24 protein-coding genes and 2 pseudogenes are annotated in these 25,706 nt (G+C 44.6%); 12 read left to right on the top strand and 14 right to left on the bottom strand.

The annotated features are described in order from the left end of the window. Positions 1–35: 35 nt before the first annotated feature. The 4 genes and pseudogenes from FIV04_RS16960 to FIV04_RS16945 all read right to left on the bottom strand — a co-directional run bounded on the left by FIV04_RS16960 (position 36) and on the right by FIV04_RS16945 (position 3,000). The gene (locus FIV04_RS16960; RefSeq protein ID WP_152469830.1) at positions 36–947 is read right to left on the bottom strand and encodes a hemin ABC transporter substrate-binding protein; all 912 of its coding nucleotides are present in this window, start codon (positions 945–947) and stop codon (positions 36–38) included. A 119-nt stretch (positions 948–1,066) separates the two neighbouring features. Continuing rightward, the gene (locus FIV04_RS16955) at positions 1,067–1,483 is read right to left on the bottom strand and encodes a biopolymer transporter ExbD (protein ID WP_032550449.1); all 417 of its coding nucleotides are present in this window, start codon (positions 1,481–1,483) and stop codon (positions 1,067–1,069) included. 62 nt (positions 1,484–1,545) lie between these two features. Next, positions 1,546–2,175 (bottom strand): annotated as a pseudogene (locus tag FIV04_RS16950) (MotA/TolQ/ExbB proton channel family protein); the annotation flags it as partial. 3 nt (positions 2,176–2,178) lie between these two features. Then, entirely contained in the window at positions 2,179–3,000 is an 822-nt protein-coding gene (locus FIV04_RS16945) for an energy transducer TonB (RefSeq protein WP_152470655.1), read from the bottom strand. Positions 3,001–3,161: 161 nt separating this feature from the next. On the opposite strand from FIV04_RS16945, the gene hutW reads away from it, so the two are divergent. The 4 genes and pseudogenes from hutW to FIV04_RS16925 all read left to right on the top strand — a co-directional run bounded on the left by hutW (position 3,162) and on the right by FIV04_RS16925 (position 6,435). Continuing rightward, on the top strand, positions 3,162–4,571 hold the full coding sequence (hutW, locus tag FIV04_RS16940) for a heme anaerobic degradation radical SAM methyltransferase ChuW/HutW (RefSeq protein WP_152469828.1): 1,410 nt from the start codon (positions 3,162–3,164) through the stop codon (positions 4,569–4,571). Between the two features lie 21 nt (positions 4,572–4,592). Further along, entirely contained in the window at positions 4,593–5,114 is a 522-nt protein-coding gene (gene hutX, locus FIV04_RS16935) for a heme utilization cystosolic carrier protein HutX (RefSeq protein WP_152469827.1), read from the top strand. A gap of 116 nt (positions 5,115–5,230) precedes the next feature. Further along, on the top strand, positions 5,231–5,761 hold the full coding sequence (gene hutZ / locus FIV04_RS16930; protein WP_152469826.1) for a heme utilization protein HutZ: 531 nt from the start codon (positions 5,231–5,233) through the stop codon (positions 5,759–5,761). Between the two features lie 137 nt (positions 5,762–5,898). Beyond that, positions 5,899–6,435: pseudogene (locus FIV04_RS16925) on the top strand (ATP:cob(I)alamin adenosyltransferase). 32 nt (positions 6,436–6,467) lie between these two features. On the opposite strand, the gene FIV04_RS16920 reads toward FIV04_RS16925, so the two are convergent. Continuing rightward, positions 6,468–7,394 carry a chemotaxis protein gene (locus FIV04_RS16920; protein ID WP_150896718.1) on the bottom strand — a complete coding sequence of 309 codons (927 nt, stop codon included), beginning with the start codon at positions 7,392–7,394 and terminating at the stop codon, positions 6,468–6,470. 181 nt (positions 7,395–7,575) lie between these two features. Here FIV04_RS16920 and ppiC point away from each other — a divergent pair, with 181 nt between their 5' ends. Next, positions 7,576–7,854: a peptidylprolyl isomerase PpiC gene (gene ppiC / locus FIV04_RS16915; protein ID WP_032550441.1), complete on the top strand. Its 279-nt coding sequence runs from the start codon at positions 7,576–7,578 to the stop codon at positions 7,852–7,854. Between the two features lie 278 nt (positions 7,855–8,132). Further along, positions 8,133–9,536, top strand: coding sequence for an alpha-amylase family glycosyl hydrolase (locus tag FIV04_RS16910; RefSeq protein ID WP_152469825.1), 1,404 nt, complete (start codon positions 8,133–8,135; stop codon positions 9,534–9,536). A 112-nt stretch (positions 9,537–9,648) separates the two neighbouring features. Here FIV04_RS16910 and FIV04_RS16905 read toward each other — a convergent pair whose 3' ends face one another. From FIV04_RS16905 to FIV04_RS16890, 4 genes are all read right to left on the bottom strand, one after another. After that, complete coding sequence (locus FIV04_RS16905; protein WP_152469824.1) at positions 9,649–11,520, bottom strand: methyl-accepting chemotaxis protein; 1,872 nt, start codon at positions 11,518–11,520, stop codon at positions 9,649–9,651. A gap of 420 nt (positions 11,521–11,940) precedes the next feature. Beyond that, positions 11,941–13,311: a YjiH family protein gene (locus tag FIV04_RS16900; RefSeq protein ID WP_032550438.1), complete on the bottom strand. Its 1,371-nt coding sequence runs from the start codon at positions 13,309–13,311 to the stop codon at positions 11,941–11,943. Between the two features lie 227 nt (positions 13,312–13,538). Then, entirely contained in the window at positions 13,539–14,213 is a 675-nt protein-coding gene (locus FIV04_RS16895) for a YoaK family protein (RefSeq protein ID WP_032550437.1), read from the bottom strand. Between the two features lie 105 nt (positions 14,214–14,318). Beyond that, on the bottom strand, positions 14,319–14,738 hold the full coding sequence (locus FIV04_RS16890) for a GFA family protein (RefSeq protein ID WP_084181840.1): 420 nt from the start codon (positions 14,736–14,738) through the stop codon (positions 14,319–14,321). A 94-nt stretch (positions 14,739–14,832) separates the two neighbouring features. Between FIV04_RS16890 and FIV04_RS16885 the strand changes: the two genes are divergently transcribed. The 3 genes from FIV04_RS16885 to FIV04_RS16875 all read left to right on the top strand — a co-directional run bounded on the left by FIV04_RS16885 (position 14,833) and on the right by FIV04_RS16875 (position 17,396). Continuing rightward, the gene (locus tag FIV04_RS16885) at positions 14,833–15,477 is read left to right on the top strand and encodes a hypothetical protein (protein ID WP_152469823.1); all 645 of its coding nucleotides are present in this window, start codon (positions 14,833–14,835) and stop codon (positions 15,475–15,477) included. A 126-nt stretch (positions 15,478–15,603) separates the two neighbouring features. Continuing rightward, a complete protein-coding gene (locus tag FIV04_RS16880) occupies positions 15,604–15,903 on the top strand; it encodes an isoamylase early set domain-containing protein (protein WP_032550435.1) in 300 nt (99 codons plus the stop codon). 218 nt (positions 15,904–16,121) lie between these two features. Further along, positions 16,122–17,396 (top strand): peptidoglycan DD-metalloendopeptidase family protein, encoded by a 1,275-nt coding sequence (locus FIV04_RS16875; RefSeq protein ID WP_152469822.1) that lies wholly within the window; start codon positions 16,122–16,124, stop codon positions 17,394–17,396. A gap of 88 nt (positions 17,397–17,484) precedes the next feature. Here the strand turns inward: FIV04_RS16875 and FIV04_RS16870 are convergent, their stop codons facing one another. Both FIV04_RS16870 and FIV04_RS16865 read right to left on the bottom strand, forming a co-directional pair. Then, positions 17,485–19,353, bottom strand: a complete 1,869-nt coding sequence (locus FIV04_RS16870) for a bifunctional diguanylate cyclase/phosphodiesterase (RefSeq protein ID WP_152469821.1) — start codon at positions 19,351–19,353, stop codon at positions 17,485–17,487. A 121-nt stretch (positions 19,354–19,474) separates the two neighbouring features. After that, positions 19,475–20,368: a LysR family transcriptional regulator gene (locus tag FIV04_RS16865; protein WP_152469820.1), complete on the bottom strand. Its 894-nt coding sequence runs from the start codon at positions 20,366–20,368 to the stop codon at positions 19,475–19,477. 107 nt (positions 20,369–20,475) lie between these two features. Between FIV04_RS16865 and FIV04_RS16860 the strand changes: the two genes are divergently transcribed. The 3 genes from FIV04_RS16860 (at position 20,476) to FIV04_RS27330 (ending at position 22,490) form a co-directional block, all read left to right on the top strand. Then, the gene (locus FIV04_RS16860) at positions 20,476–21,684 is read left to right on the top strand and encodes a multidrug effflux MFS transporter (RefSeq protein WP_152470654.1); all 1,209 of its coding nucleotides are present in this window, start codon (positions 20,476–20,478) and stop codon (positions 21,682–21,684) included. A gap of 62 nt (positions 21,685–21,746) precedes the next feature. Further along, positions 21,747–22,097, top strand: coding sequence for a hypothetical protein (locus FIV04_RS16855; RefSeq protein ID WP_032550431.1), 351 nt, complete (start codon positions 21,747–21,749; stop codon positions 22,095–22,097). A gap of 258 nt (positions 22,098–22,355) precedes the next feature. Next, positions 22,356–22,490 (top strand): hypothetical protein, encoded by a 135-nt coding sequence (locus FIV04_RS27330; RefSeq protein WP_255232076.1) that lies wholly within the window; start codon positions 22,356–22,358, stop codon positions 22,488–22,490. A gap of 152 nt (positions 22,491–22,642) precedes the next feature. On the opposite strand, the gene FIV04_RS16850 is transcribed toward FIV04_RS27330, so the two are convergent. The 3 genes from FIV04_RS16850 to FIV04_RS16840 form a co-directional block, all read right to left on the bottom strand. Beyond that, positions 22,643–23,260: a glutaredoxin domain-containing protein gene (locus FIV04_RS16850; protein WP_032550430.1), complete on the bottom strand. Its 618-nt coding sequence runs from the start codon at positions 23,258–23,260 to the stop codon at positions 22,643–22,645. 132 nt (positions 23,261–23,392) lie between these two features. Next, the gene (locus tag FIV04_RS16845; RefSeq protein WP_152469819.1) at positions 23,393–24,268 is read right to left on the bottom strand and encodes a DMT family transporter; all 876 of its coding nucleotides are present in this window, start codon (positions 24,266–24,268) and stop codon (positions 23,393–23,395) included. Positions 24,269–24,421: 153 nt separating this feature from the next. Then, positions 24,422–25,408, bottom strand: a complete 987-nt coding sequence (locus FIV04_RS16840; RefSeq protein ID WP_152469818.1) for a porin — start codon at positions 25,406–25,408, stop codon at positions 24,422–24,424. Positions 25,409–25,706 lie beyond the last annotated feature (298 nt).

Genomic DNA, 25,706 nt, shown 5'->3' with positions numbered 1-25,706 from the left:
AATGAGAGCCTTAAACTAAACGCACAATCAGTAAGTTATTGTGGATAAATACGTGCGTTTAAACGTTTTGCTTCGGCAAGACTCGCTAAGCCAAGGCCACCAACTAGTGCGCTACCGTTGACGGTGATGATCTGCTTGTTCATACCCGCTGGCGTAGCCGCTAGCATTGGTAGTGATTTCAAAATAGCGTCTGCTCCGCCCATTTTTTGGTAGCTACGGCCACTAACAAGAATAACGTCTGGTTGCATCTCAACCATAGATTCCATAGACAGTGGTTTATAAGACGTTAAGCTTTCAGCCGCTGGGTTAATACCACCCGCAAGCTCGATGATCGCGTTTGGAGAGGTCTCACTGCCCGCAACGTTCGCTGGGCGACCTTCGTGGAGTAATAAGAACAGCACTTTCTTAGCTTCATTTTGAGGAACTTGGTTAGCTTCAAGCGCAGCGATTTTCTTATTCACGCTCTCTTTTACCGCTTTAGAGTTCTCTTCTGTATGCGTGATCTCAGCGATTTGGTCGATACGCTTAAGTAGGCCCTCTACGCTTGCTTCGGTGTTAACGATTTCAACATCAACCCCTGCAGATTTCAGTTGAGATATTGCTGTATCTGGACCCATTTCATCAGAGCCGATAAGAGTCGTCGGTTGCAGAGCAATAAGCCCTTCTGCTGATAGATTACGGTGGTAGCCAATTTTAGGAAGTTTGTCTGATTGCGGGAAACGGCTAGTAACATCAATTGCGACCAATTGATCTTCGGCGCCAAGTGCCAATACGAGTTCCGTGACTGCACTACCGGCACTGATAATGCGTTGTTGGTGCGCATCGTCGGCCGCAATCGCTGAATGAGTTGCGAGGGAGAAACCTAAAAGCGCTGCCATCGAAAGTAGCCCCTTCTTAAGCGGCTTTTTAATTGAATGATTGTGATTGAGCTCTTTAATTGTATTCATAATTCTATTCTTATTGTCTGTTTTTGTCGGTTCGCATATATGGCCGACATGATTTGAAATCTTTACGAGGCGTAGATTGGTGCCTACGCCTTTGAGGTTTGCCGCCTAACGTCAGCTGTTTATTCGCCTTCAGTCAGTAGTTGCGTTGCTGGGATACCGTTGTCCTGTAGGAAGGAGAGCAACTTAACTAGGTTCTGCACATCCGCGGTTTTGTCCGCACCAATGATGATTGGCTTCTTGTTATCACCAGAACCGACTTCTTCAAGTAGCGCCAACTTAAAGTTCTCCCAATCAATGTACTCTTTACCGTTGATTGCCCAGTAGGGTTCGCGGTTAAGCAGGTTTACGCTGATCGAGTCTTTATGCACCTCAGACACATTGCTGCTGTCATTACTCGGTAACTCAACGTCCAATGACTCCAACTTCACGGAAGCGGTAAGAAGCAAGAACACCATTACGATAAAGATGATGTCCAAAAGAGGTGTCAGATCAGGCGTTAAGCTTGATGCATTGTGATTCTGAGAGACTTTGATCATGACTAGCGCACACCTTCCGTTGTAGCGGTCTGCTGTGATGCGGTAACTTGAGTCGTGGTTGGTTGCATCGACATACCTTCTAGCCACACGTTGACGTAGTTCAGAGTGTGTTCCAATTTAGCCAATACTCTGTCGGCCCATAGCCCTAACAGTTGTGCACCTGAAATGGCAGGAAGAGCGATGATCAAGCCTGCTGCGGTGGTGCGCATCGCAAGGCCGAGTCCATCGGCTAGGTCATTGGGTGTGATACTGCCCGTTGTTGCAGCAACGCCTTTAAACATCTCGATTAATCCAAGAACGGTACCCAGTAGGCCGATAAGTGGGCTGATAACGCCGATCAAACCAAGCAGTCGTAAACCTGCATGTAACTGGTGGCGTTTCTCTTGAAGCCAGATTCCAGCTGCGTCTTCACGTAACCCCTTAGAAAAAGAGTGATGAGCCAGTACCATCGAAACGCCTTTGTAAAGCAGTGGTCGCTTGTTGGATAAGTCAGCCGCTAGCGTTTCAATTTGATGAGTGTTGGTTGGTGAGATCTGGTGAAGCTCTTTACGAATAGCGCGGCGTCCAACACCGATACTCAGCATCACTTGGAAAATACGCTCAACGATGATCATTGCAGTAAGCGCTGAGCAGATAAGCAATGGCCACGTCATTAGGCCCAATTGCTCTTGTACATAACTGATTTGTTGCATTTCTTAGTCCAAGTTAAAACGAACAGGTACTCGTACACGGTGAGCGATCGCTCGACCATTTACGGTGTGTGGTGAAAATTTCCATTTTTTGATTGCGTCGAGTGCGGCCTTATCAAGAAGTAGTGCACCTGAAGAGTTCACTAATGCTTGCTTAACTTGCTTGCCGTCTTCATCAAGCCAAATCTCATAGGTTGCGACACCCTCTACGCCTCTGCGTCTAGCTTGCCTTGGGTAAACAGGTTGCACCGGACGAGCACTAAAGCGTGGCTTGTTAACCAATACCGGTTGAGAGTTTGATACACCTTGGTTTACAGGTTGAAGTTGCGCTTCACTGTGTTCGCTACGCTTAACTTTTTTCTCAGCGATTTTCTTGTCCGGTTGTGGCTTAACCGGCTCAGGTTTCTTTTCAACCACTTTTTTTTCGACGGGCTTTTTCTGTACAGGTTTTTTCTTTACCTGTTTTTTAACTGGCGGTTTAGGCTCAGGCTTTTTGACGAGCTCTTTTTTTGGCTCAGGTTTTGGTTTGTTAGTAATTGCTTCTTTTTTCGGCTGAACCTTTTTCGGTTCTGCTACTGGAGGTGGTGTGGGTTCTACAGGCGTTTCTGTAATTTCAGGTTCAGGAGTGACTTCTGATTCAACGGGTTCGGTGACCGTTTCTTCACGTTCAACGGATCGTTGAGTTTGTGGCTTAAAGTTCAGAGCAACAGTTTTAGATTCTGCGCCAGCTGGCATAGCAAATACCTTTGATTCTTGCGCGACAAACAACAACGCAGCATGAATCACCAATGAGGCTCCCCCCGCTATGACATACCTTGGAACGTTCACAATTAACCCTTCACCTAAACGAAAATCTGGCACCGATTATTGCCTAGAATCTAAATAAGATCAATTATCAATTGCATTATCATTTCAGGCTATTTATGATTCTCTCAGTTTTTAGCGAATAGTCTTCCAAGCTTGGCTCGGTAAGCGTTTAGGTAATTTATATGACTCTCGATATTTATAAATTTGACGAATCTATTTTGGGTGTTTCAACGCCAGATCCGCTGCGTTTTGCGTTTGCAAAAAAGCACTCGGCACACGCTGGTGGAAGTGCGACTCCAATTGCTCAAGATAATAAGTTGAATTTGTTCGACGAATTGATGCTAACGGAAGGAAAGAAACAGGATAAACGTTGTTTGTATATCCACATTCCTTTTTGCCGAGTGCGTTGTACTTTTTGTAATTTTTTCCAGAACGCAGCCAGCCGCAAACTTGTTGACGATTATTTCGAAGCCTTGCTTTGTGAGTTGAAGCAAAAAGCGAAAACACCTTGGGCTCAATCTGGTCTTTTCCATGCGGTTTACATTGGTGGAGGCACTCCAACGGATTTGTCTGCAATGCAAGTTGAACTTTTGGGCAAAGCGATTCGTGAGCATTTCCCATTGGCGAACGACGTGGAAATGACTCTCGAAGGGAGAATTAACCGTTTCAGTGATGAAATGTTCGACCGAGCGCTAGAAGGTGGCTTCAACCGATTTTCTTTTGGTATTCAAAGCTTCAATACCAAAGTTCGTCGCAGTGCAAAAAGGTTAGATGATCGCGAAGTGGTTCTAGAGAGAATCAGCTCGTTGAGTAAAACCGAGCAAGCACCAATCGTACTTGACTTACTTTATGGTTTGCCACATCAAACCATGGATGTCTTCGAGCAAGACTTACACGATTACATGTCGACAGGCGCACACGGTATTGATCTATACCAATTGATCGTGGGTGGTGATGCACCAATGCTGAACTTGGTTGATAAAGGTAAGATTCCGCCTCCTGCGACAACACCTGATAAAGCGAGCATGTATTTGGCAGGCGTCGAGTTTATGGAAAAACACAAGGTTAAGAAACTGAGTGTGAACCATTGGGCTCGCGACAATCGTGAACGCAGCATCTACAACAGCTTAGCTAAGACATACGCCGAAGTACTGCCTATTGGTTGTGGTGCCGGTGGTAATGTCGGTGGTCACGGCATAATGCAGCATCGAACGCTAGAGACCTACATGGACTCGGTTAAGCGTGGTGAGCTTCCAATCGCCATGATGACTAAGCAAAGCGAGCTTGAACCTATTTTCTCTTCACTTAAAGCGGGTTTTGATTCTGGAGTGGTACGCAGAAGCTTACTGCCGACCTTCATGGGACAAGACACGTTTGACTATTTAAAACCTCTATTTTCGCATTGGCAAAGTAACGGACTGGTCGAATTGTCTGAAGACTACTTAACTTTAACCATTGCGGGCAGCTTTTGGGCTGTGACATTAGCGCAAAGCGTTATTCAAGTTTTGAATGCGGAATACTTTGAAGCGAATCCACAAGCAAGACCGTCGCGTCCTGCTCATCACCCTCATGCTGTAAAGAAACACGCATAATTAATAATGGAAATGAATTCAATGACAGATACAACGGTAGAGATGATCGAAACATTAGAGCAAAGCGTCGCTCGTATTCTTGAAGAAGAACCAAAGCTACTTCCTACAGCTATTGCTGAAAAGCTGAACGTGACAGAAGCAGAAGTCGTCGCTGCATTTCCAGGCGATATGTCTGTGATGCTAGACGGCTCTCGTGCTCAAGAGATCCTTGAAGGTCTTGTTGGCTGGGGTCCAGTAACGACGATCGTGCATTCGTTCGGTTCAATCTTTGAAGTTAAAGCGCCTTTCCCTAAAGGCAAAGTGGCGCGTGGTTACTACAACCTAATGGGCAAAGAGGGCGAGCTTCATGGTCACCTTAAACTAGACAACGTTAAACATGTGGCGTTAGTAAGCAAACCATTCATGGGGCGTGAGAGTCACTACTTTGGTTTCTTCAGTGAGACTGGCGAAAACATCTTTAAGATCTACCTAGGCCGTGATGAGAAACGTGAGCTTATTGCTGACCAAGTAGAACGCTTCAACGCGTTGAAGGCGCAAGGCTAATTCTCAAGTTTCACGACTTGAGATAAGCAACGATTAGAGCGAACCAAGGAGAGGCATCGGAGTTTCTCCTTGGCTAAAAATATAATAATTTAGAGAAAGTAAATAAAGGAATCACCATGGAACAGCAAGTAAAACAAGAACGTCTTCAAGGTCGTTTAGGTCCTGAAATCAAAGAGTTCCGTCAAGAGCGTCGTACGCTGCAACTGGCTACTGTTGATGAAGAAGGTCGTCCAAACGTGAGCTACGCGCCGTTTGTTCAAAACCAAGAGGGCTATTTTGTTTTAATTTCTGATATCGCACGTCACGCTCGCAATCTGAAAGCGAACCCGAACGTGTCATTGATGATGATCGAAGACGAAGAGAGCTCAAAGCAGCTTTATGCACGCAAGCGTCTAACGTTTGATGCAACGGCATCAGTCGTTGAGCGTGAGAGTGAGCTTTGGACTCAAGTTATCGGACAAATGAAGGACCGTTTTGGCGAGATCATTGATGGTCTAAGCCAACTTCAAGATTTCTCACTGTTTAACCTTAAAGCTGAAAACGGCCTGTTCGTTAAAGGCTTTGGTCAAGCATACCAAGTGTCTGGCGATGATCTGGTAGACTTCGTTCACCTACAAGAAGGTCACAAAAAAGTATCAAACGAATAGTCTGAGCTTTTGCTTGATTGATAAATGGCTCTCGCTTGTGGTGAGGGCCTTTTTTATGCACCTAAGGTTGGGTTTATGTTTGCTTTTGCCAAGGTATTATCTAATAGTGTGCGCGAGATACCTATTAGGAGCATTAAGTGAAACCAGTAAGCCGAGATTGGGATGAGTTCTGTTATCCGTTTATTTACGAAGAGAGTCCAGCGTGCGACTTTGAGATCCTTTCCGATGAGCTTTGTTGTCGCATAGGCTTAGTTCTTACCATGGATCTTGAACCACAAGTACGCGACGTATTAACTCGCCTGTAGCCGAATGTTTATCACTTGAATGGTTCGGTTCGAGGAAAGCTGGCGATCACTGAGTTAGAGTTGAGTGAACTTAAAACCGATTATCATGCGATACGTGAACGCTTAGAGGGTGGTTTCTCAGGCTTTGTATTACCAGGAGGTTGTCGAGTAGCCAGTGAGTTGCACTTGGCGCGTTGCCAAGCAAAGAAAGTGGTAAGAGCGCTGGTGGCGATCGAACATAGCGGCAAAAAATCACCTGCTGATATCTTGTTCAAATACGCCAACTTAGTCGCCAACACTCTGTATGCATTGGCGTCGCTAACCAATTTTATCGAAGGTGTGGAAGAGGTAGAATTTGTGAGTAAAAGCTACCCAATGCCGAAGAAATAAAGTTTAAGATAGCGGTGAGCTGATTCTCACCGTTAAATCGTAATTTGCTGCTTTTTAGGTGTATTTTCTAACGATTTTGCGCCTTTAAGCATCGCTTCTATCAGCTCACCGGCATTAAACTTTTCTAGTGCTTCGTGTGCACCTACCTGCTGGGCTCTATCAACACAGATTTCACTTGATAATGAGGTATGTAAGATGCAGTAAGCATGGCGCAGCGAATCATCGTTTTGCACTTCAAAGGCTAGTTCATAGCCATCTAATCCTGGCATCTCAATATCACTTACCAGAAGGTCGATCGCTTGCCCACGTTGCGCTTGTTCACGCATCATTTTCAGTGCGTCCATGCCGTTGTTACAGATGCTATAAGGAATATTGATACTGTCGAGCGCATCAGAGAGCTGCTTTCTGGCGATGAGTGAGTCATCAACCAAAAGAATGTTCAGAGCTTTGAGTCGCTCACGTTCAACGTCGGTCAACATTGGGATCTGAGCATTCTCATATTCTGGGTAGATTTTGGATAGCAGTAGCTCGACATCCAGCATCTGTACGATGCGATCTTCATAGCGTGTAATACCAGTCACAAATACATTTTGACCAACACTTGATGGTGGTGATTCGATACTGCGCCAATCACACTCGATGATTTTATCGATAGAACGGACTAAGAATGCAACAACGGTTCTCAAGCAGTCTGTGACGATCAAAACACAGCTTTGGTACTCTTGAGGTGAAATTGGACGGAAGCCTACCGCGGCCGACATATCAATGACAGGAACGGTCAAGTCACGAATGGTGACAGTGCCGATAACATGGTGGTGCGAGTAGGGCAGTTGAGTCATTGGTTGAAAGGGAACGATCTCTCTTACTTTCAACGTGCCGATTGCAAAACTCTGCGTCAAAGATAGCTTAAACATAAGCATCCCCTGAGACTGGCTCGCCTTACTGATCGTTTTCGCCATTGTTGTCTCCTGATTTCGTCGTTGTTTTTTTATTTATAAAAAGCAATGTAAATGGAATCACGCACTGCGGCAAGGGACTTAATCAATTTTACCGTTGTTTTGGGTTTAGCCGAGCTTAATGGAGTGAAGATTGGTCAGTCTTGAGTTAAAATCCCCGCATCGCAACACAATGAGAAAGATCATGGCAAGAACCGCAGCAGCGCTTCATATTTTAGTGAAGCATAAAGAACAGGCAGAAGACATCATTAAGCAACTGAAAAAAGGTGCTAAATTTCAGACTCTTGCTAAGAAGTATTCAACCTGCCCATCAGGAAAAAAAGGCGGCGACTTAGGTGAGTTCAAAAAGGGCCAAATGGTACCTCAGTTCGATAAAGTGTGCTTTACCGGAGAAACATTGGTACCTCACTTAGTGAAAACCAAGTTTGGCTGGCATGTAGTCAAAGTACTGTACCGTACCTAGTCATTAAGCATGTAATGGAATATAAAGGAGCGTAAATACGCTCCTTTTTTGATACCTAAAGCCAGTTTTACTCAAATATGGCGGAGTTCTTCATCCCAAATGTTGTGCGATATTTTAGGCTACGCCCTGTTTTATCCCCCTAAGCCCTTGCTAGGTAGGAGGATGGAAAACTTAGGCATAGCAATATAATGAACGCCATTCTTAGAGAGAATTTATCTGCAACCTTCGTCTTTTACTCTGTAGTTTAAGGTTGCGACTGAGTTTGGTAGGAGAACCACATGGAGAGTTCAGCAATGTTAAACCAACCAGCCACGGATGTTATTTTACACGCCTTCGATTGGCGTTATGCAGACATCGCGGATAGCGCTGCACTGATTCAAGAATTAGGCTACAAATCGGTATTGGTTTCACCAGCAATGAAGTCGCTACGTAGTGACAAGAACAAACCACAACAGAAACCAACCCAATGGTGGCAGCGCTACCAACCCCAAGATTATCGTGTCATCGACAACCAGTTGGGTGACACCCAAGACTTTGCTGCAATGGTCGATACCTTAAGACAGCATGGTCTAAGAACCTACGTTGATGTGGTGTTTAACCATATGGCGAATGAGTCGAGTATTCGTAGTGACTTGACGTACCCAAATCAAAGCGATCGCAACGATTACCAACAAGACCCTGAATATTACGAATCGATTCGCCTGTTCGGTGATTTGTCACAGCCACTATTTGATGAGAATGACTTTGTGGAAGCGTTCGGCATTAAGAACTGGCGTGATAAGTGGGAAGTGCAGAATGGTCGTATTACTGGTGGCCCTACCGATCCGGGTTTACCAACTCTGTTAGACAATGAAAATGTTGTTGAGCAACAGCGTAGCTACTTGAAGGCATTGAAAGCCATGGGTGTGAAAGGCTTCCGTATCGATGCCGCTAAGCACATGACGTTAGCTCACCTACGTAAGGTATGGACGGACGATATTTGCGAGCAAATGCATATCTTCGGCGAGATCATTACCGATGGTGGCGCAACAGAAGAAGAGTATGAGCTGTTTCTGGAGCCATACCTGAAGCATACTCGTTTAGGTGCTTACGATTTCCCGTTGTTCAATACCATCTTTAAGGCGTTTGATAAGAAGGGAAGCTTTAAGTCGTTGATTAACCCATACTGTTTTGGACAAGCCCTCTCGAACACTCGCGCAATTACCTTTGCAGTGACACACGATATCCCAAATAACGATGTGTTCCTTGAGTACATGATGGATGAAGACGCTGAGAAGTTGGCTACTGCTTTCATCTTAGGACGTGATGGCGGTGTACCTCTGATTTACAGCGAGCTCGATACCAGTGGCATTAAAGACCGTGATGGTCAGCCTCGTTGGCTTAACGATTGGAAAGCGCCATATATGCGCGGCATGATCCAGTTCCACAACTGCACGCACGGAGAAACAATGCGTGTCGTAGAAGCGAATGATGATCTATTGGTGTTCGTTCGTGGCGATAAAGGCATTGTGGTGATTAACAAGTCTAAGCGCAGTAAAACCGCCAATCTGACTTGGTGTGGCTCTGTGACGGATACGCTTTCAGGTAAAGTGTTTGAGAGCGATGAAAAGACGCTAACGCTGAAAGTGGAAGCCAACAGTTGTTTGATGCTGCTTGCTACCCCTGAGGATGAATCGGCGTAACTGAACACTCAGACAGTATATTAGTTGTATTAAAAAGGCCGGTTGATTATCAAACCGGCCTTTGTTTTTTTCATTAACTAACTGTGATTAAACCATTGCACGCTAACGCAAGTTACACGATGAATTTGTTCAATAGCTCATCTTGTTGACGAACATTGTCTGTTTGAACTTGCATCGCTTCGTTCGCTTGCTGTGCAGACTCTGATACCTGAGTAGATAGGTCTTTGATCTTAACTGTGTTGTTGTTGATCTCTTCCGCTACTAAGCTCTGCTCTTCAGCCGCAGATGCGATTTGAATGTTCATATCAGAGATGCGTTGAATTGCATCACGGATACGATCAAGTGCCGAGTTCGCTTCTTGAGCGCGCTCTACCGCATCAGTCGCTGTGTCTTTGCTTTGATTCATCGCGTTCGATACTGAGCTTGCACCTGCTTGAAGTTGTTCGATCATGTTGCGGATCTCAGTAGTCGACTCTTGTGTGCGCTGGGCTAGAGTACGAACTTCATCTGCTACAACTGCAAAGCCGCGACCTGATTCACCTGCACGTGCCGCTTCAATAGCCGCATTTAGTGCCAGTAGGTTAGTTTGGTCAGCAATGTCATTGATTACTTTCAAGATCGTTTCAATGTTTGCTGTCGCGGACTCAAGTACTTCTACTTCTGCTACCGCTTGGTCGATACGAGAAGATAGGTTGTCAATCGCTTGCGTTGTATCGCTTACTACTGACGTACCATCTAGTGTCGCTTCATCCGCTTCACGAGCCGCTGCTGCTGCGCCTTGAGCGTTGTTAGCAACTTCAGTAGCCGTAACTGCCATCTCGTTCATTGCGGTTGCTAGCTGTTCAAGCTCTTGAAGTTGCGTGCTCATCGCGTGTGCAGACTCTTCAGCACCTTGAACGGTGATTTCAGTGCCGCGTTTGATTTCAACACCAATCGCTTTTGATTGAATGATCTGTTTCTGAAGGTTCTCGGTAAAGGTGTTGAAGCCTTTCGCAAGTTCAGAGAACTCTTTGTCAGTGTTGGTATCTAGACGCTTAGTCAGATCACCTTGACCGCTTGCAACGTCATTGATCGCTTCGTTCAGAGCATCCAGTGGGCGCATTAGCACGCGAATCAGAACGGTTAGTGCGATAACACTTAGAACAACAGCAATCAAAGAGTAGATGATAGAGCTATTTTTCAGCTCAGAAACTGTCTGGAAAGCGATCTCTTCGTCTAGGATTGCACCCACGTACCAGTTTTCGCTTGGGATTGGCGTAAAGCTTACTAGGTAAGACTTACCATCAACCTCGATACTCTGTGAACCTTCACGAATAGAAGCTTGTGGTAGGTAGCTTGATAGCTTCTCACCGTTATTTTTCGCTTCTGGGTGCGCGATGGTTGTGCCGTCAGCTGTTACTAGGAATAGGTAACCCGCGTCAAACAAGTTCACCTTGTTTACCAGTGTCGCTAAGTTGGTCAGCTCTAGGTCGTAGAACATACCAGCGGTGAATTGGCCATTATCCTTAACTGGTGTACCCACAGAGATGATGACTTTCTTGCTTGATGCATCCACGTATGGAGCTGTTACAACAAGAGAGTTATTTGTTTTCGCATCGATATACCAAGGACGAACGCGAGGATCGTAATCTGGCCCTGCATCCCAACCGTCATCATTTTCGATAACAAATCCGTTGGCTTCATAACCGAAGCCCACTGCCAAGAAGCTGTTCTTTAGTTTTGGTTTTTCCAAAATAGTTTTCACGTAGTCACGATCTTGCGGTGCAATTTCGATAACTTCGGTTGTCGATTGGGCAAGTGCTTTTTTGGCCGTCATTTCAGATACAACGGTATTTTTTACACCTGCAACCATCTCCTTGAGGCTGGCGTTGACGTGACTCTCAACCGCACCTCGAACAGTGTATAGCTGCTGAATAGACAGTAGTGATACTGTGACTAGCAGTAAGGCCGATGATGCTGCGACCACCTTATGGCTAAATTTCATTGAGTATTCCCCTTCTCACAGGCTTTGCGAAGACCAAATTAACTTTTGTTTTTATTGTTTTATATATATCGGCAAATAAATTCCTTACTTGAAGATATTTTCACAAAAAAGATTACAAAACCACAACAAAATAAACAACACAAAATTCCATATATTGTTAATTTATATATTTCTCATTTAAGTTCATAGACTTGTGTGTCATGTTTGTTAATCGTTTGCGCGGGCATGATGCATAAGGCTTGGGCGATTACAATGCCTAGTGGGAAGAGCTACTTACTTAATTATTTTTAAAGCTTATCAATTTAATTTAATCAATAAATGAAACGGTCGTTCAAATAATATACAAGTGGTTTAGTATAGGCGGGAAATAAAAAAGCCTCACGCTAAGTGAGGCTTTGAATATCTTTGCACAATGCGTAATTAGAATATCATATGTGCTACACCAGCAATAACTGGAAGTGTAATCAACGTACGCAGAATGAAAATGATAAACAGTTCAAAGATGTTAACTGGGATCTTACTTCCAAGTAGTAGTGCACCGACTTCAGACATGTAGATAAGCTGTGTTACCGACATCGCTGCAATCACGAAACGTGTCATCTCGTTATCAATAGAAGCTGCAAGGATTGCTGGGATAAACATATCAGCGAAACCAACTACGATCGTTTCAGATGCTGCTACCGCTTCAGGTACGCCTAGTAGCTCCAAGAATGGAATGAAAGGCTGACCAAGAATAGCGAAGATGGAGGTGTACTCAGCAATAATAAGAGCGATAGTACCTAAGCCCATAACAACAGGAAGTACGCCAAATACCATATCTACAGCATTACGCACGCCTTCACCAAAGACACCTTTCGCTGACTTCACTTGAGATGCTTTATTTACCGCTAGCTCAAGACCCCAAGAGAAAGTGCTGTGACCTGCAGGGATTGCGTCAGCATCTTCTTGTGGTTTAGAGCCGTCAATAAACGTGTCTTTTTTCATGCTTAGTGGTGGTAGGCGAGGAATCACAACTGCTGCAACGAAACCTGCTAAACAGATCGCAGCGTAGAAAGGTAGGAACAGGTGCTCTAGCTCTACTTGTGCGATAACCACAAGGCTGAATGTAATAGAAACTGCAGAGAACGTAGTACCAACAACTGCAGCTTCACGCTGAGTGTAGAACTTGTTTTCGTACTGCTTGCTAGTTAGCAAGATACCGACACTACCGTCACCCAACCAAGATGCCATACAATCGATCGCGCTACGGCCTGGTAGGTTGAAGATAGGGCGCATTACTTTACTTAGTAGTGTGCCAAACAACTCTAGTAGACCAAAGTTAAGTAGCAGTGGCAGTAGAAGACCAGCAAAGATGAAGACAGAGAACAGTGTTGGCAGTAGGCCTTCAAGCACTAGTCCACCAGTATTTTCTTCCCATACCGCCATTGGACCGACTTGGAAGAACGTCATCACAGCAGCCGCACCACCGATAACACGTACAGCCAACCATAATGGAGATGGGTTGAATAGGCCGTTTAGGAATGGGCTAGATTGAATAAACGCAGGCTTGAAAAGTTTAGTGCAAATAGACGCGAGCGCCATAAAAGCAACAATCGCTGTGATTGCAGGCACCAAAACATCACCAAAAACGGCTTGAATGGATTTTGCAAGGATTGCAACAGGAATGGTTAGATCACCCTCATAGCTGATAGGCGCCATGAATAAGAATAAACCGATGAGCGATGGGATTAAGAAAATCCAGAAACTGCTTTTTGATTTTTCAGTATTCGCAGTGTTCATGTTGTTAGACATTGTATAGTTCTCGTATATCTACTCGTAAAAAGCCACATCCTTGGCATTTTTATGCACTAAACATCCGTATTCTTTCATTGGCGGCAAGACTACATAGTATTATGCTAACTTGCAATACTATTCATCGTGGATCGGTAAATATTCACCACCTGCATGCTGCCATTGCCAGAAAGTCTAGTATAAAGTTTCGCAGATGTTACTTTTGTTTTGGTTATGTTGCTAGTTTTTTATAAAATATCTAGCTTATTCGTTTGGCGGTAGAGGTATAGCCAGTAGACAAACGCGATCACAAATGCAAAAGAAGCAGGGAAAGCCAATGCAGTGATCTCGAATTTTTGGAATAGACAAGCACCCACCAAACCGCCTGATAAGAAGCCGACTACGATAAAGAGTAGCAGCTTTGCTTTACGGCGATCGAAAGGCGTCCCTTTTAAACGAGCGCCAATCATAATGCCAAGGTCAGTAATGATGCCGCTCATGTGAGTGGTGCGGATGATAGCGCCGCTATAGGTGGTGATCATCGCATTTTGCAGTCCACACGCCGCTGACGCGAAGTATTGACCATAAGCGTAGCCATTAAGCAGTGCCCATAACGCTATGAATAGCAACGTCCCTTCAATACAAAGTGCCACGCCATAACGTCTTCCCAGCTTGAGTGCTTGATTCTCAATGAAGAAACCACTAAATGCGGCGCCAAGCATGAAACTGACAACAATTAACAGTAGATGCCAAGAGATCAATGAGGGTGTGAGTAGGCTACTCCCTAATAAAGAGAGGGTACCTGATAGATGTGAAATCGCTTGATGTTGGAATCCAAGCAGGCCAATTGCATTAACACTTCCCGCCAAACCGGCAAGCAGCAGTGCACCATATTCGATCCAACGAGGGAGTTTAGAGATCATGCGCGTGGCCTGATGAATGAAAGAAGGGGCGGATTATAACGCTAGCAAAATCTAACGCTAGCGTTGTCCATTAATAGAGTTTGATCTTAGGCAATCAATAGCGATTTAGTTAAAGCGTTCCATTTCACAATCAAACTTAACCCAGCCATGTTTGCGCTCTTCATACACGGAAAAACTAGGGATAGGAAAGTCGCGCTCTTTGAAAAGACCAAGGGGAACGATCAGAGCATCTGGTGCTCCTGTGGTTTGTAACAACATGGTGGTGCCGCATTTAGGGCAGAATTGATAGTGGACTTCATTGCCGCTATCGCTAATGCGTGAAAAACTGGTGACTTCTCCACTGAGAGTGACTTGTTCGCTAGCAAATCTAGCCTGTACGCCAAACACACTTCCTGTTCTTTTTTGGCATTCATAGCAATGGCATACCGCGGTTCTGAGTGGCTCGCCACGACAGACCAAACTGGTGGCACCACAACGACATTCACAACTTCTTACAGCTTTTTCATTCGCACTATTTGTATTCATGCACAACTCGCTTTCTGATTAAGCTCATATTGCTAATTATACTAAAGCCATTTAAGGTCTGCACAAGTCGATGAAAATCAAAGAATAGAAGTCCATGAAAAAGAAAATTTTACCGATTCCCCTGATCCTGTTGATCCCAATTGTGATGCTGGTGGTTGTGATTGTTGCGGGTCTATATCGCTTTAGTTTGACTGATGAAGAGATATTGGCCAAATTCCCCTCGTCTCAGGTGAGTTACGACCCAGTGGTTGAGTTGGTGTTTGACTTAAAAGCAACCAACCCTTGGACAATTAAAGTGCCAGAGACCCAAGCATTCGCATTTATTGATGAATATATGGACTCTAAGCATATCGCCTCTGGTCGATATGATTCCGGTGCAGAGCGAGGTACGGTGCAAGTGGCTACAGATAAGATTGTTGCACTCACTGTCGGACAAGGTCAGATGTTTGTCGCACCGATGTGGGTTTCCAATCAAGGTTCTGGCGTGTTTCATTACCTAGCATTGTTTAAATTTGATAAAGCACGCAGTCGTGTAGTGTTGGTGGATGAGCTTCTTTTAGGTGACCGCATTCAATTAGAAACTTTGGATATCACAAATGCGGGTGGTGAAGCTCAAAATAGCTATCAGGGTTTGGTGAGCTTCAACCAACACAGTGCTCAGCAGTCTTACGCAGAGGCGCCTGACGAGAAAGTGATATTGAGCTTTACGGTAAATAAGCAATCAATTGAAGTGCATTAAAGGTTTTAATAGTGCATTGTTTTGTTGTTTATGTGAGCTAAATTACATATTATCTTAGATAGTTGACTGAAATTTAGACACAAAATCGGTTTTGTGTTGGACGATTTTTACAAATGGAGCTTGCGAATGATTAACAAACGCTTTTTTAAAACCAAAGATGAAGTAGAAGTGACCTTTGAGCTGGAGGCTCAAGAAGCGAACTCAGTGTCTATTGTCGCTGATTTCCTGGACTGGAAGGCCACGCCAATGAAGAAGTTGGCAAAAGGGAAAGTCTACAAGTTTAAAACACGTCTACCAAAAGATGGAGAGTTTCAATTCCGTTACTTAGTGGACGATCAGCAATGGGTCAATGACGCCAATGCTGACAGCTACATCCCGAATGAGTTTGGCGAAGATAACTGCTTAGTATCAACGGCGAATGCATAACGGCGGTTAGCGATTATAAAGGATGATAAAGCAGAGGCTGTAATGCCTCTGCTTTTTTATTTCTGCAGTGAATAGATATTAGGAAAGTTCGGCGACAATAACTCAATGACTTAGCATGATCGAGTAAGATTAGCGTCATATTATGACAATGTATTGATGATTTATGCGTTTGAAAAGCATATCCTATGGTCTTTATATCGTAGAAAGACCTGTTTACCGTGTATTCAAAACTATTTTCATCTCCGTTTGCTGCGCTTTCGCCCGTAAAAAAGATAACCATTTTGGGATTGCCTGTATTCGCCTTAATCGGCGTAGCAATCAATTCATCCCAGTCGAGTTTAACTGGAACCATTGAACTCAACTTGCCAGACTCAACCGTGATTGAGTCAATTCTCTCTCCATCGCATAACGTGGCTGAACCACCGGCATTCGAATATCAGATCCAAACTGGCGACAGCTTGAGTGGCATTTTCACTCAGTTGGGCTTCTCTTATCAGTCGATGATGAGCGTTATGGAGACGGATCTAAACTACCTAGCGCTTGATACGCTTCAGCCGGGTAACCAGCTGCGTTTTTGGCGCAATGAAGAGACGAACAATCTTGAGAAGATGGAGCTAAGCTTCAACGTTGCTGACAAGGTCGTCTATCGTCGCCTTGAAGATGGCAGCTATGAGTTTGAAGATATCTCTATCCCTGGCGAGTGGAAACAGAAGCCAATGGTGGGGGCTATACATGGCAGTTTCTCTACCTCAGCGAATAAACTCGGTCTAAGTAGTGTCGAGATTGACCAAGTTGTTTCTCTCCTTAAAGACAAGCTTAACTTTAGCCGTGACCTACGTGCTGGCGACACCTTTGAAGTATTGCAGCGTGCTCAATATGTTGACGGTGTTGCGACAGGTAAACGTGAAATTGAAGCGGTGAAGATCGTTAATCGCGGGCGTTTAGTCTCCGCTTATCTGCACAGCGATGGTCAATACTATGATGCGAAGGGTGACAGCCTACAGAGAGCTTTCCAGCGATACCCTGTTAGCCGCAACTGGCGCTTGAGCTCGCATTTCAATCCGAAGCGTCTGCACCCTGTGACGGGGCGCGTTTCACCTCATAACGGTACTGACTTTGCGACACCAATTGGTACGCCAGTACAGTCGACAGGTGATGGTACGGTTATTATGACCCGCAAACACCCTTACGCGGGTAACTATGTGGTTATTCAACACAGCAGTACTTACAAAACCCGCTACCTGCATCTAAGCAAGATCTTGGTGCGCAAAGGACAGCAAGTGTCGCGTGGTCAGCGTATTGGTCTATCGGGTAAGACAGGTCGAGTGACGGGTCCACACCTTCACTATGAGTTGATCGAACGCGGTCGTCCAGTTGACGCAATGAAAGCGAATATCCCGATGGCAAACTCGGTGCCTAAGAAAGAGAAAGCGGACTTCTTTGCATTGCGCGATAAAGCTGATGCTTTGTTAGAGAAGCAAGCTAACATTTAAGTCATCGTGAAGCTCAAACATAAACCGTGAATAGTTAGCTATTCACGGTTTATTTGTTTATGGCTTTTGTTTGTTTGTTGTTGGCTGTTCACTCCAGCTCTATCTCATCTTTGTTAGAAGTTAACTCAGAAGTTGGCCGCCCTTGGATTTTGGCGATCATGTCTTGCGCGGGCAAGGGACAAGAGAAGAAAAAGCCTTGTATCTTATCGCATCCCATAGCGTGCAATGTTTCGAGCTGCTCTTTATGCTCAACTCCCTCCGCAACCAACGACACCCCTAGGCGATTTGCTAGTTGTACAATAAGCCAGACGACGCTCTCAGCAGTATCACTGGTCAGCAACCCTTGTATGAAGGTCGCATCGATCTTGATGCAATCAATGGGGTAACTATGAATATAGTTCAAGCTCGAATATCCAGTACCAAAGTCATCAAGTGCGATAGTGAAGCCTTGTTGTCTCATCGTGCTGAGCACATTTTTAGTCCCTTCAGTCGGGGACAGCAGCACCGTCTCTGTTAGCTCGATAACAAAGTCGCGCTTGTCGAAGTGAAAATGTTTAATCATCTTGGTCAAGTAGTTGAGGTAGCGTTGGCTGTCATGTAACTCGTGCGCTGAACAGTTGATACCAAGCTTCACTGAGTACCCTATTTCTTTCTCTAGAAGTGTTTTTGCTCGGCATGCGAGTTCAATGACTCTTTCTCCCAGTTCGACTATCAGCCCAGACTCCTCAGCCACTTCAATAAACTCGACAGGGGAGATGTTTCCGTGCTTTTTCGTGCGCCAACGCGCCAAGACTTCAAAATAATCCCAGCGCTGGGACTGAGCACTCACTATAGGTTGAACAGCAACGTATAACCCTTGCTCTGAATGTGGGTCGATGGGTAGTGAAAGCTCGTCTTTTAATGCAGTGACAAGTTCTGCCTTACGATGATAAGCAGCGCTGAGGTGCGTGTCGTAACACTTAACACGAGTATTGGGGGCCTGTTTACACGCCTTTAAAGCGAGGCTGGTATTAAAGATGAGTTGTTCGATGTCTTTCATTCCGTCCTGGGAGCGGGCTAACCCAATACTGACGTTGAAGTCGAGTTGCAGGGTGCTGCCGATACGACTATGTTTGAGCTCTCTTAAGATGGCGTCACAAACACTGAATGGATCTGAATGATAGGTGATAAAGGCAAATTCATTGCCTGCGGTGCGGAATGTTAGGTTCTTCTCGGGTACCACTGCTTTGAGAATGTCGGCTAATTTCTGTAATACCTTGTCGCCAATGTAGTTGCCGTGCATGTCGTTGATGGCTTTAAAACTGTCTATGTCGAGAATCGCCAAGGCGAAAGGTGGGTGGCTCTGTTGAGTAATTGACTCCAACGTATCCGCCAAACAAGAACGATTGAGCAGGCCTGTTAGGCTATCGTGAGAAACCTCGTAACTGAGTTGGTGAACGAGTTGCTCAGATCGATCATTGAACCACATTTCTCTAAGGGTATGCGTCATGATGTTGGCGAAGATCTGATGGTGTTGAATCATCTCTTGCTGAATCTCTTGATCCAAAGGCGTCTTAAATGATGACAGTAATACCCCCATGACTTCGCCGCTCGGCGTTTTGGTTGGGATTGCTAGTAAATAGTTCGTCTGAACAACTTGGGTAAAGGCCTCTGACGGCAGAATGTCAATAACGTGTCTCGCAGCGTGACTATCTGGATGATGGTGACGCACGGCTTCTTGATAGAGCTGACGATGCAGAGGATTAATTCTATCGTGATGGATGTGGTGATCGTGGGCGATGATCATCGGTGAGATCTGGTCGGGAAAATACTTACGTTCAACGAGGCTTGTGTAGTCGGTATCGTAAGCGCTATGTAGGCTCAAAACGGCAGACTCCAGAAGATCCAAGCCATCCAATTCGAGGAGTTGCCCGACAGTTTTGAGCTCAATTTCAGTGCGATTATGGGCGTATACCATATGCACCCCCTAGCCATTGCTTATCTAATTTAGTATATGCATATTAGTTAGTATGGCGTTTGTTAATCAGATTTCAAATGGCGTTGAGAACTTTTCTCGCTGATTCGGGGGGACAGAGCGATTAATAGAGTGGGCTCCCTTCTTGTCGTAAACGCTCTTTTAAGTGATCCAGAAATAGCGTGGTCAAGGTGTGGGAATAGTCGAGTTTAGGGTAGTAGGCATAAACCATCAGTTCGTCCGCAGTGACGTCTGGCAGAATACGAACCAAGTTACCCTGTTTGAGCTCTTCTTTGATGATGGTGCCGTTAGTTAACAGAATGCCAATACCACGCTTTGCTGCATGAAAGAGAGCTTCTGGGTTAGTGGTTGCAAAGTTTCCTCGAAGGGTAATCCGTTTGCCTGTGGCCAATTTCACTTCACGGTCAGGGCGCTCTCCCCATACCAACGAATTATGTTGATCGAGTTCTGTAATATCTTGTGGAGTGCCATGCTTTTCTATGTAGTTCGGTGCGGCATAAAAGCCCGCTTTGTGCTCAAACAGTGGCGACTTTTTAAAAGCAAGTGAGTTGAGCTGTTCTAATTCACGGCTAATGACCAAATCTAGTCTGAGCTCAGGTACTTGGCCAGGAGTGGTGGTGATTAGTTGAACCTTGATATCCGGGTATTTTTCCAAAAAGTCATCAAGGTATTGCACCAGAAACTTGGAACCTACCGCAATGGTAGCGCCGATTTTCAGTAAGCCTGCAGGTGTCTGATTTACTGAGCGCGTTTCATCTACGATCGATTGCCAGTTTTCTAACTGCGCTTTTGAACGAGTATAAAAAAGGGCTCCAGCTTCAGTCTGACTGATAGAACGAGTAGTGCGCTTCAGGAGTTGTGTTCCAATGCGATCTTCTAACCAATTAACGCGCTTACTGATGGCTGAGCTGGTGGTATTCAGCGAACGAGCCGCACCGTTAAAACTGCCTTCTTCAACCACTTTGATGTAACTCTTAACGTTCAGTATCCAATCCATATTCGTTCCCAGTAAGACTTAATCTAATTCCAAATTGGCTAATTATCATCGCTTAGCTTTGAATGTAGACTCATTATATGAATAAATTTAAGCCAAAAGGAACGATATTGAACGCATCTGACTTTAAAAAGACGCCACTGCTCCTTGCGATGATGATCATTGCGACTGGGCAGGTTGGGGTGAGTATATACCTACCATCACTGCCACTAATTTCATCGGATCTGGGTATTTCTCAGGTCGATGTTCAACTTCTTGTCACACTCTTTCTAGTGGGGTTTGGTGCATCTCAGCTCTTTTATGGTCCTATGTCTGATGCGGTCGGTCGTCGACCAATATTTTTGCTTGGTCAGGGCGTTTATCTGATTGGTACAGTGATCTGTTTTACCTTCTCAGATAGCGTTGGCGCGTTAGAGTTTGGTCGTCTATTACAAGGCTTGGGAGCTGGTAGTGCTTCGGTACTAGGACGAAGCGTACTTAGAGACAGCTACGATGGCGGGCAACTTACCAAAGCGCTCTCTTACATCTCACTAACGGCATCGATTATTCCTATCATTGCGCCGGTTTTTGGTGGTTGGATTGCATTCCATTTAGGTTGGGAATCGGTGTTCTTGTTTGTTCTGATTTACTTGTCGGCGATTTATACCTTGGGGTACTTTGTCCTGCCAGAGACCCTACCTTACGGTAAGAGCCGCTTTGAATGGAAAAGCGTGATTAAGAATTACGGCAGTTTGCTGTTAAATCGCCAAGTGGTTGGTAGTGCGAGCTATAACTGGGTGAGTTATCTTGCCAGTTTGGTGACATTGTCTTTGTTCCCGTTTTTGATGCAAGAGCAACTCGGGCTGAGTGCCGCGGATTACGGCTCACTAATGATAGTACCTTCCGCTGGGCTGATGATGGGTAGTGTGCTGTTGAATATCTTCAATAAACGCTTTTCAATGACTCAACTAATGGCAGCGGCGATAACGATCATTTTTGCGGCTGGTACTTGGTTATTAATGAGTGAACTGACGATTTTTAATCTGGTATGGGCATTTACTTGGTTGGCTATCGCACAAGGTATCTCTTTTCCACTATCTATCAGTATGCTTCTTGAACCTCATAAAAAACAAGCGGGTGCGGTATCTGCACTCTCTGGCTCAATTCAGATGTGTTTGGCTGGGTTGTTAGGCGGTTATTTAGTTGAAACTTGGGTTACGACTCATGTGCAACTTGGTTGGTTCTATCTGGTATCAGGTAGTGTGATGGGGCTGGTACTGTTTACCTCAATTAAGCGTGGCGTCGAAGAGAGTAGCCGTTCGAAGCAGTATGCATCGTAATGATTGAGTTTAACGACGCCGTTTCTTACAATGTGCGGGTTCATTTAATAGGTAAATAAATCATGCAGCATAAAGAATTCGAAACATTGGTAAAGGCTATCTGTGATCTTGAGACGCTTCCTCAAGCTCTAGAACTGCTAAAGAGCAGCGAAGAGACTGAAGTCGCAGAAGCAGCAGCGTCATTGAGTGGTCAATTTGCGCTTGCTGAAGTAGAAAACGAAAAGCGTATTTACCATGTTACTCAGCAAGAGAATGAGCAGGGTGAAGAGCAAGAGTTTGTTGAGCATGTAATGAACGAAGGCGATGATCTGATCAAATTCGCAGCATGGTTCTTTGACTCAATGTTTGGTGTTAAGCAAAAAGAAACTTACCAAACGGCAGGCAAAACATATCGTCAACCTAAGCGTAGCTAATCAGCATTATCTGTACTGGTCTGTTTTATAAGAGTCAGTGCGTTATAAGACCAAGCCACGCTACAAGATAAAAGTTGCAGCGCAAATAGTTTAAAAATGAAGCTCTACTTCGGTAGAGCTTTTTTGTAGGTATAAATGAGCCTATCTAACTATTGATGTAAATTAATTACTAAAAAGTGTGACTTAAGTCTTGTTTTTGGGGTTTTTAGGTGTAAAATTACCACATAAAGAAAATTTATTACATCTGTGGTGATTATTATGAGTTACGAATTAGGCAATGTTTACGTGGGTCATATTGTGGCGAAAAACATGATGCACGAAGCGCTACATGGCAAACCAAAACAGAAGAAAATCTCATTCGTTAAGCGAATGATGAAGAAAATGGCAAACTAGTCATTGATCTAAATGGATTTTAAAAGGCCTTAAGCGAAAAGCTTAAGGCCTTTTTCGTATTCAACAGAACAGCGGTTCAATTACAATTACTGTTGATACGTCTCTTTGTGGATGGACACAAAATTCTGAGCGATGATCTTTGTAACTCTATCTTAGCCAGTGGATTGGTTAGAAAGATCAACCACGTTGTTTGGGATGGCATCTAAACCCTTCTCTTTCATCCAAGCTTCTAGGTTGTCAGCACCACCAATGTATTGACCGTCTAGCCAGATTTGAGGCACAGTAACGGGTGTTTTCTGTCCAATGTGTGCCTTCACTTCAGGGATCATTCGGTACAGTGCAGCACTGTCTTTTACAACGTCGTGGTACTGGTATTCGATACCCGCTTCATCAAGCATCTTCTTCGCTTTTACACAGAAAGGGCAAGTCGCTTTACCATAAACAATGTTGCCTTTTAGCGTGTCGCGCTCTGTCCACTCTTTGATGACGGACTGTACTAATACACCACGGTTTAGAGCTTCACCTTGGCTAACAACTTTACCTTCAACGACAAGGATTGGAGCATGCCAAGCGCCATATCTTAATGGCTCCCACCAGTGAGACAACCAATCTTTCACCTCTAGCTCGACATCCACATCGGAAAGCTCGTTATCGAACGTGTCCTGTAGAATATCTTTGGTTAGGGTACACTCACCACATGGGATATTGACCTTGAATGGTCCCCAGCTTCCGCCCCAGCGATACAAGGTAATTTTAATTGGTTTGCTCATAGTGACATCCTCGTTTTAAATCTCTTGTAAATATAGAACGATAAGCTCAAATTTTTCTTTCAAAGAAATTTAAATTTATCTGTATTTCCCTATCTTTTAGCACTTACAGCATTTTGCATGAGCGTAACAATCTTATCGCTCTTTCTTAGTTTCCCAATGGGTGATGAAAGCAACTGAAGCGATGATGATCGCGGCACCAAGCCAGAGACGACCTGGTGGTACCCAGCTAAATACAATCCAGCCCGCCAGCACATTCAGTGGTAATTTCGCGTGATCGAATGGTTGAACAAATGAGGCATCGGCAACCGAATACGCCTTTACAATGGCCCACTGTGCTAGTGCGGTCAGTACGCCAATAACAACCAGAATTGCCCAGATGTTAAAACCACTCGGCATTTGCCATTCAGGTGCTGCCAATAGGATGTTGAATGGCGTGATGAGTAGCAGTAGGTACACCACCATGGTTGAAGGACTGTCATCAGAAGAGAGCTTTTTCACCATCAGTGAGTAGCATGCCCAGAAAAAAGCAGCGCCAACAGGTAGAAGTGTTGCCCAGCTAAAGTCTTCTGCCCATGGTTCTAAAATGATCATCGCACCAGTAAAACCTGCAATGGTCGCTCCCCAGCGCGCAGTACCGACAGTCTCTTTTAAGAACAACCCTGAACCAACAGTCGCAAACAGTGGAGAGGTCATCAATAGTGCAATACCTTGCCAAATTGGCACTGGATAGGCGAGTGCCCATATCCACAACTGAATACCAATAACCGATAAAAATACGCGCGCGATGTGCATTTTAAGATTGTTAGTTTGCAAGGCTCTACGAATACCCAGAGTCTGCAAATAAGGAAGAATCGCAAAGAATGCAATGGCGTATTGAATAACAGCAACAGTAGTCGATGCGAGCCCAAAATGAATACTGGCGATTTGGGTTAAACTGTTGATGATCGCGAATGCAAGGCCAGCGGTAAGCATCCAGCTTGCGCCTTGAATCGGGTGATGTTGAGACATAATGTTTCTAATTCATTGATGTGGTTTACGTATGATACGGATTTAGGCCAATGAAACCAGAAAAAAGCGTTGATGAACTTGGTCAAAATAATTGAAGAAACAAAAAAGCTGAGCAATTGCCCAGCTTTTAGAAAGTCTATCTAGAAGACGAGATTAGAAGTCGTAGCGTACACCTAGGCGAAGTGTGTCTTCACCTTCAGTGACAACGCCAGCAGTCTTCACTTCGTCTAGACCATTAAGGTAGTACGATAGGTAAGTACGGAAGTTGCTGTTGAACTTGTAGTAACCCGCAAGTTCGATACCGTCTGTAGCGTCAACTTTTGTGCCGTTCGCTAGTTCGTTTTCTTGGTACGTGTATACCGCTGCTGCAGAGATTTGCTTAGTGAACTTGTACTGAGCTGCGAATTCCATAGCTGTGAACGACTCTTCGTCTGTACCTGTCGCCTTGTCATCTAGGTCACCCGTAGAGTAAGTCGCTGCAAGGTATAGGCTGTCTAGCGAGTAAGCAACACCAGCTAGAACTTGGTTTGCGCTACCTGCACCAGCACCTAGGTCTTCAGCTGCGTAAGTCAGACCAAGATCTAGACCGATTGGCAGAGAGTAAACACCTGAAATTCCGTAGCCATCAGAATCTTTTGCACTGTTTGTTTTGTAAGTCGCTTCTAGTTGAAGTGCATCGAAGCCACCACGGTATGCGAATACACCGTCTTCTTTGTCAGAAGCCGAATCGATAACTTGTTGTACGCCTGAGAACTCAGTGATATCGGTGAAATCAGAAACGATAACAGAAGCCATGTCTTGACGACCGAAAGAGATAGCTTGGCCATCAAAATCAACACCAGCGTACATGTAGCGGTTTTTAAATGTATCGTCGCCAGAGCCTTGTTCTGCTTCGTAGAAGCCAAACGCAGTTGCTGTATCAGTTAATTGAGTTTCACCTTTCAGGTTTAGACGGAAGCGAGTTTTGTCTTCCATAGAGCCTTCAACTTCTTCACCACCTGAACCGATGAAATCGCCACGGAATTCCGCACGACCGCCGATTTTAAGCTCAGTGCCGTCAGAGCTGTAAACTGTTGCTGCTAGAGATGAACCTGAAACTAGTGCTGCTACCACTGCAGAAGCTAGAACTGCCTTTTTCATAATCACTTACCTTGTATTGTAAATTCCGTGAGCGCTGTGCTCGTTCTTTTCGAGATGGGGTTAATTTAGAGCAGCCAAATTAAGCTTTCATTTCTGGGAAATTACATTTTCGTGAATAGGGAACTTTTTGTTAGTTATTAATTTCATTGCACTTTTGTTTCATTTTTATTTTCTATTGTGCATATCTGGTCGTTTTTGTTTGTGTTTTTTGACTAATTATTCACGCCGAGGGTGAGAGGGAATTCTATAGGTAACTTATTGTTATGCTTCAATTCATTCATAGAATTAAAGGTTGTTC

It is taken from the genome of Vibrio sp. THAF190c, assembly GCF_009363355.1.
Taxonomy (GTDB): domain Bacteria; phylum Pseudomonadota; class Gammaproteobacteria; order Enterobacterales; family Vibrionaceae; genus Vibrio; species Vibrio fortis_A.
This window is presented reverse-complemented; position numbering and strand designations above follow the sequence as displayed.

Coding starts and splice junctions, on each gene's coding strand:
- FIV04_RS16960 (WP_152469830.1), bottom strand. CDS start 947: ATGAATACAATTAAAGAGCTCAATCACAATCATTCAATTAAAAAGCCG.
- FIV04_RS16955 (WP_032550449.1), bottom strand. CDS start 1,483: ATGATCAAAGTCTCTCAGAATCACAATGCATCAAGCTTAACGCCTGAT.
- hutW (WP_152469828.1), top strand. CDS start 3,162: ATGACTCTCGATATTTATAAATTTGACGAATCTATTTTGGGTGTTTCA.
- hutX (WP_152469827.1), top strand. CDS start 4,593: ATGACAGATACAACGGTAGAGATGATCGAAACATTAGAGCAAAGCGTC.
- hutZ (WP_152469826.1), top strand. CDS start 5,231: ATGGAACAGCAAGTAAAACAAGAACGTCTTCAAGGTCGTTTAGGTCCT.
- FIV04_RS16920 (WP_150896718.1), bottom strand. CDS start 7,394: ATGGCGAAAACGATCAGTAAGGCGAGCCAGTCTCAGGGGATGCTTATG.
- ppiC (WP_032550441.1), top strand. CDS start 7,576: ATGGCAAGAACCGCAGCAGCGCTTCATATTTTAGTGAAGCATAAAGAA.
- FIV04_RS16910 (WP_152469825.1), top strand. CDS start 8,133: ATGGAGAGTTCAGCAATGTTAAACCAACCAGCCACGGATGTTATTTTA.
- FIV04_RS16905 (WP_152469824.1), bottom strand. CDS start 11,520: ATGAAATTTAGCCATAAGGTGGTCGCAGCATCATCGGCCTTACTGCTA.
- FIV04_RS16900 (WP_032550438.1), bottom strand. CDS start 13,311: ATGTCTAACAACATGAACACTGCGAATACTGAAAAATCAAAAAGCAGT.
- FIV04_RS16895 (WP_032550437.1), bottom strand. CDS start 14,213: ATGATCTCTAAACTCCCTCGTTGGATCGAATATGGTGCACTGCTGCTT.
- FIV04_RS16890 (WP_084181840.1), bottom strand. CDS start 14,738: ATGAATACAAATAGTGCGAATGAAAAAGCTGTAAGAAGTTGTGAATGT.
- FIV04_RS16885 (WP_152469823.1), top strand. CDS start 14,833: ATGAAAAAGAAAATTTTACCGATTCCCCTGATCCTGTTGATCCCAATT.
- FIV04_RS16880 (WP_032550435.1), top strand. CDS start 15,604: ATGATTAACAAACGCTTTTTTAAAACCAAAGATGAAGTAGAAGTGACC.
- FIV04_RS16870 (WP_152469821.1), bottom strand. CDS start 19,353: ATGGTATACGCCCATAATCGCACTGAAATTGAGCTCAAAACTGTCGGG.
- FIV04_RS16865 (WP_152469820.1), bottom strand. CDS start 20,368: ATGGATTGGATACTGAACGTTAAGAGTTACATCAAAGTGGTTGAAGAA.
- FIV04_RS16855 (WP_032550431.1), top strand. CDS start 21,747: ATGCAGCATAAAGAATTCGAAACATTGGTAAAGGCTATCTGTGATCTT.
- FIV04_RS27330 (WP_255232076.1), top strand. CDS start 22,356: ATGAGTTACGAATTAGGCAATGTTTACGTGGGTCATATTGTGGCGAAA.
- FIV04_RS16850 (WP_032550430.1), bottom strand. CDS start 23,260: ATGAGCAAACCAATTAAAATTACCTTGTATCGCTGGGGCGGAAGCTGG.
- FIV04_RS16845 (WP_152469819.1), bottom strand. CDS start 24,268: ATGTCTCAACATCACCCGATTCAAGGCGCAAGCTGGATGCTTACCGCT.
- FIV04_RS16840 (WP_152469818.1), bottom strand. CDS start 25,408: ATGAAAAAGGCAGTTCTAGCTTCTGCAGTGGTAGCAGCACTAGTTTCA.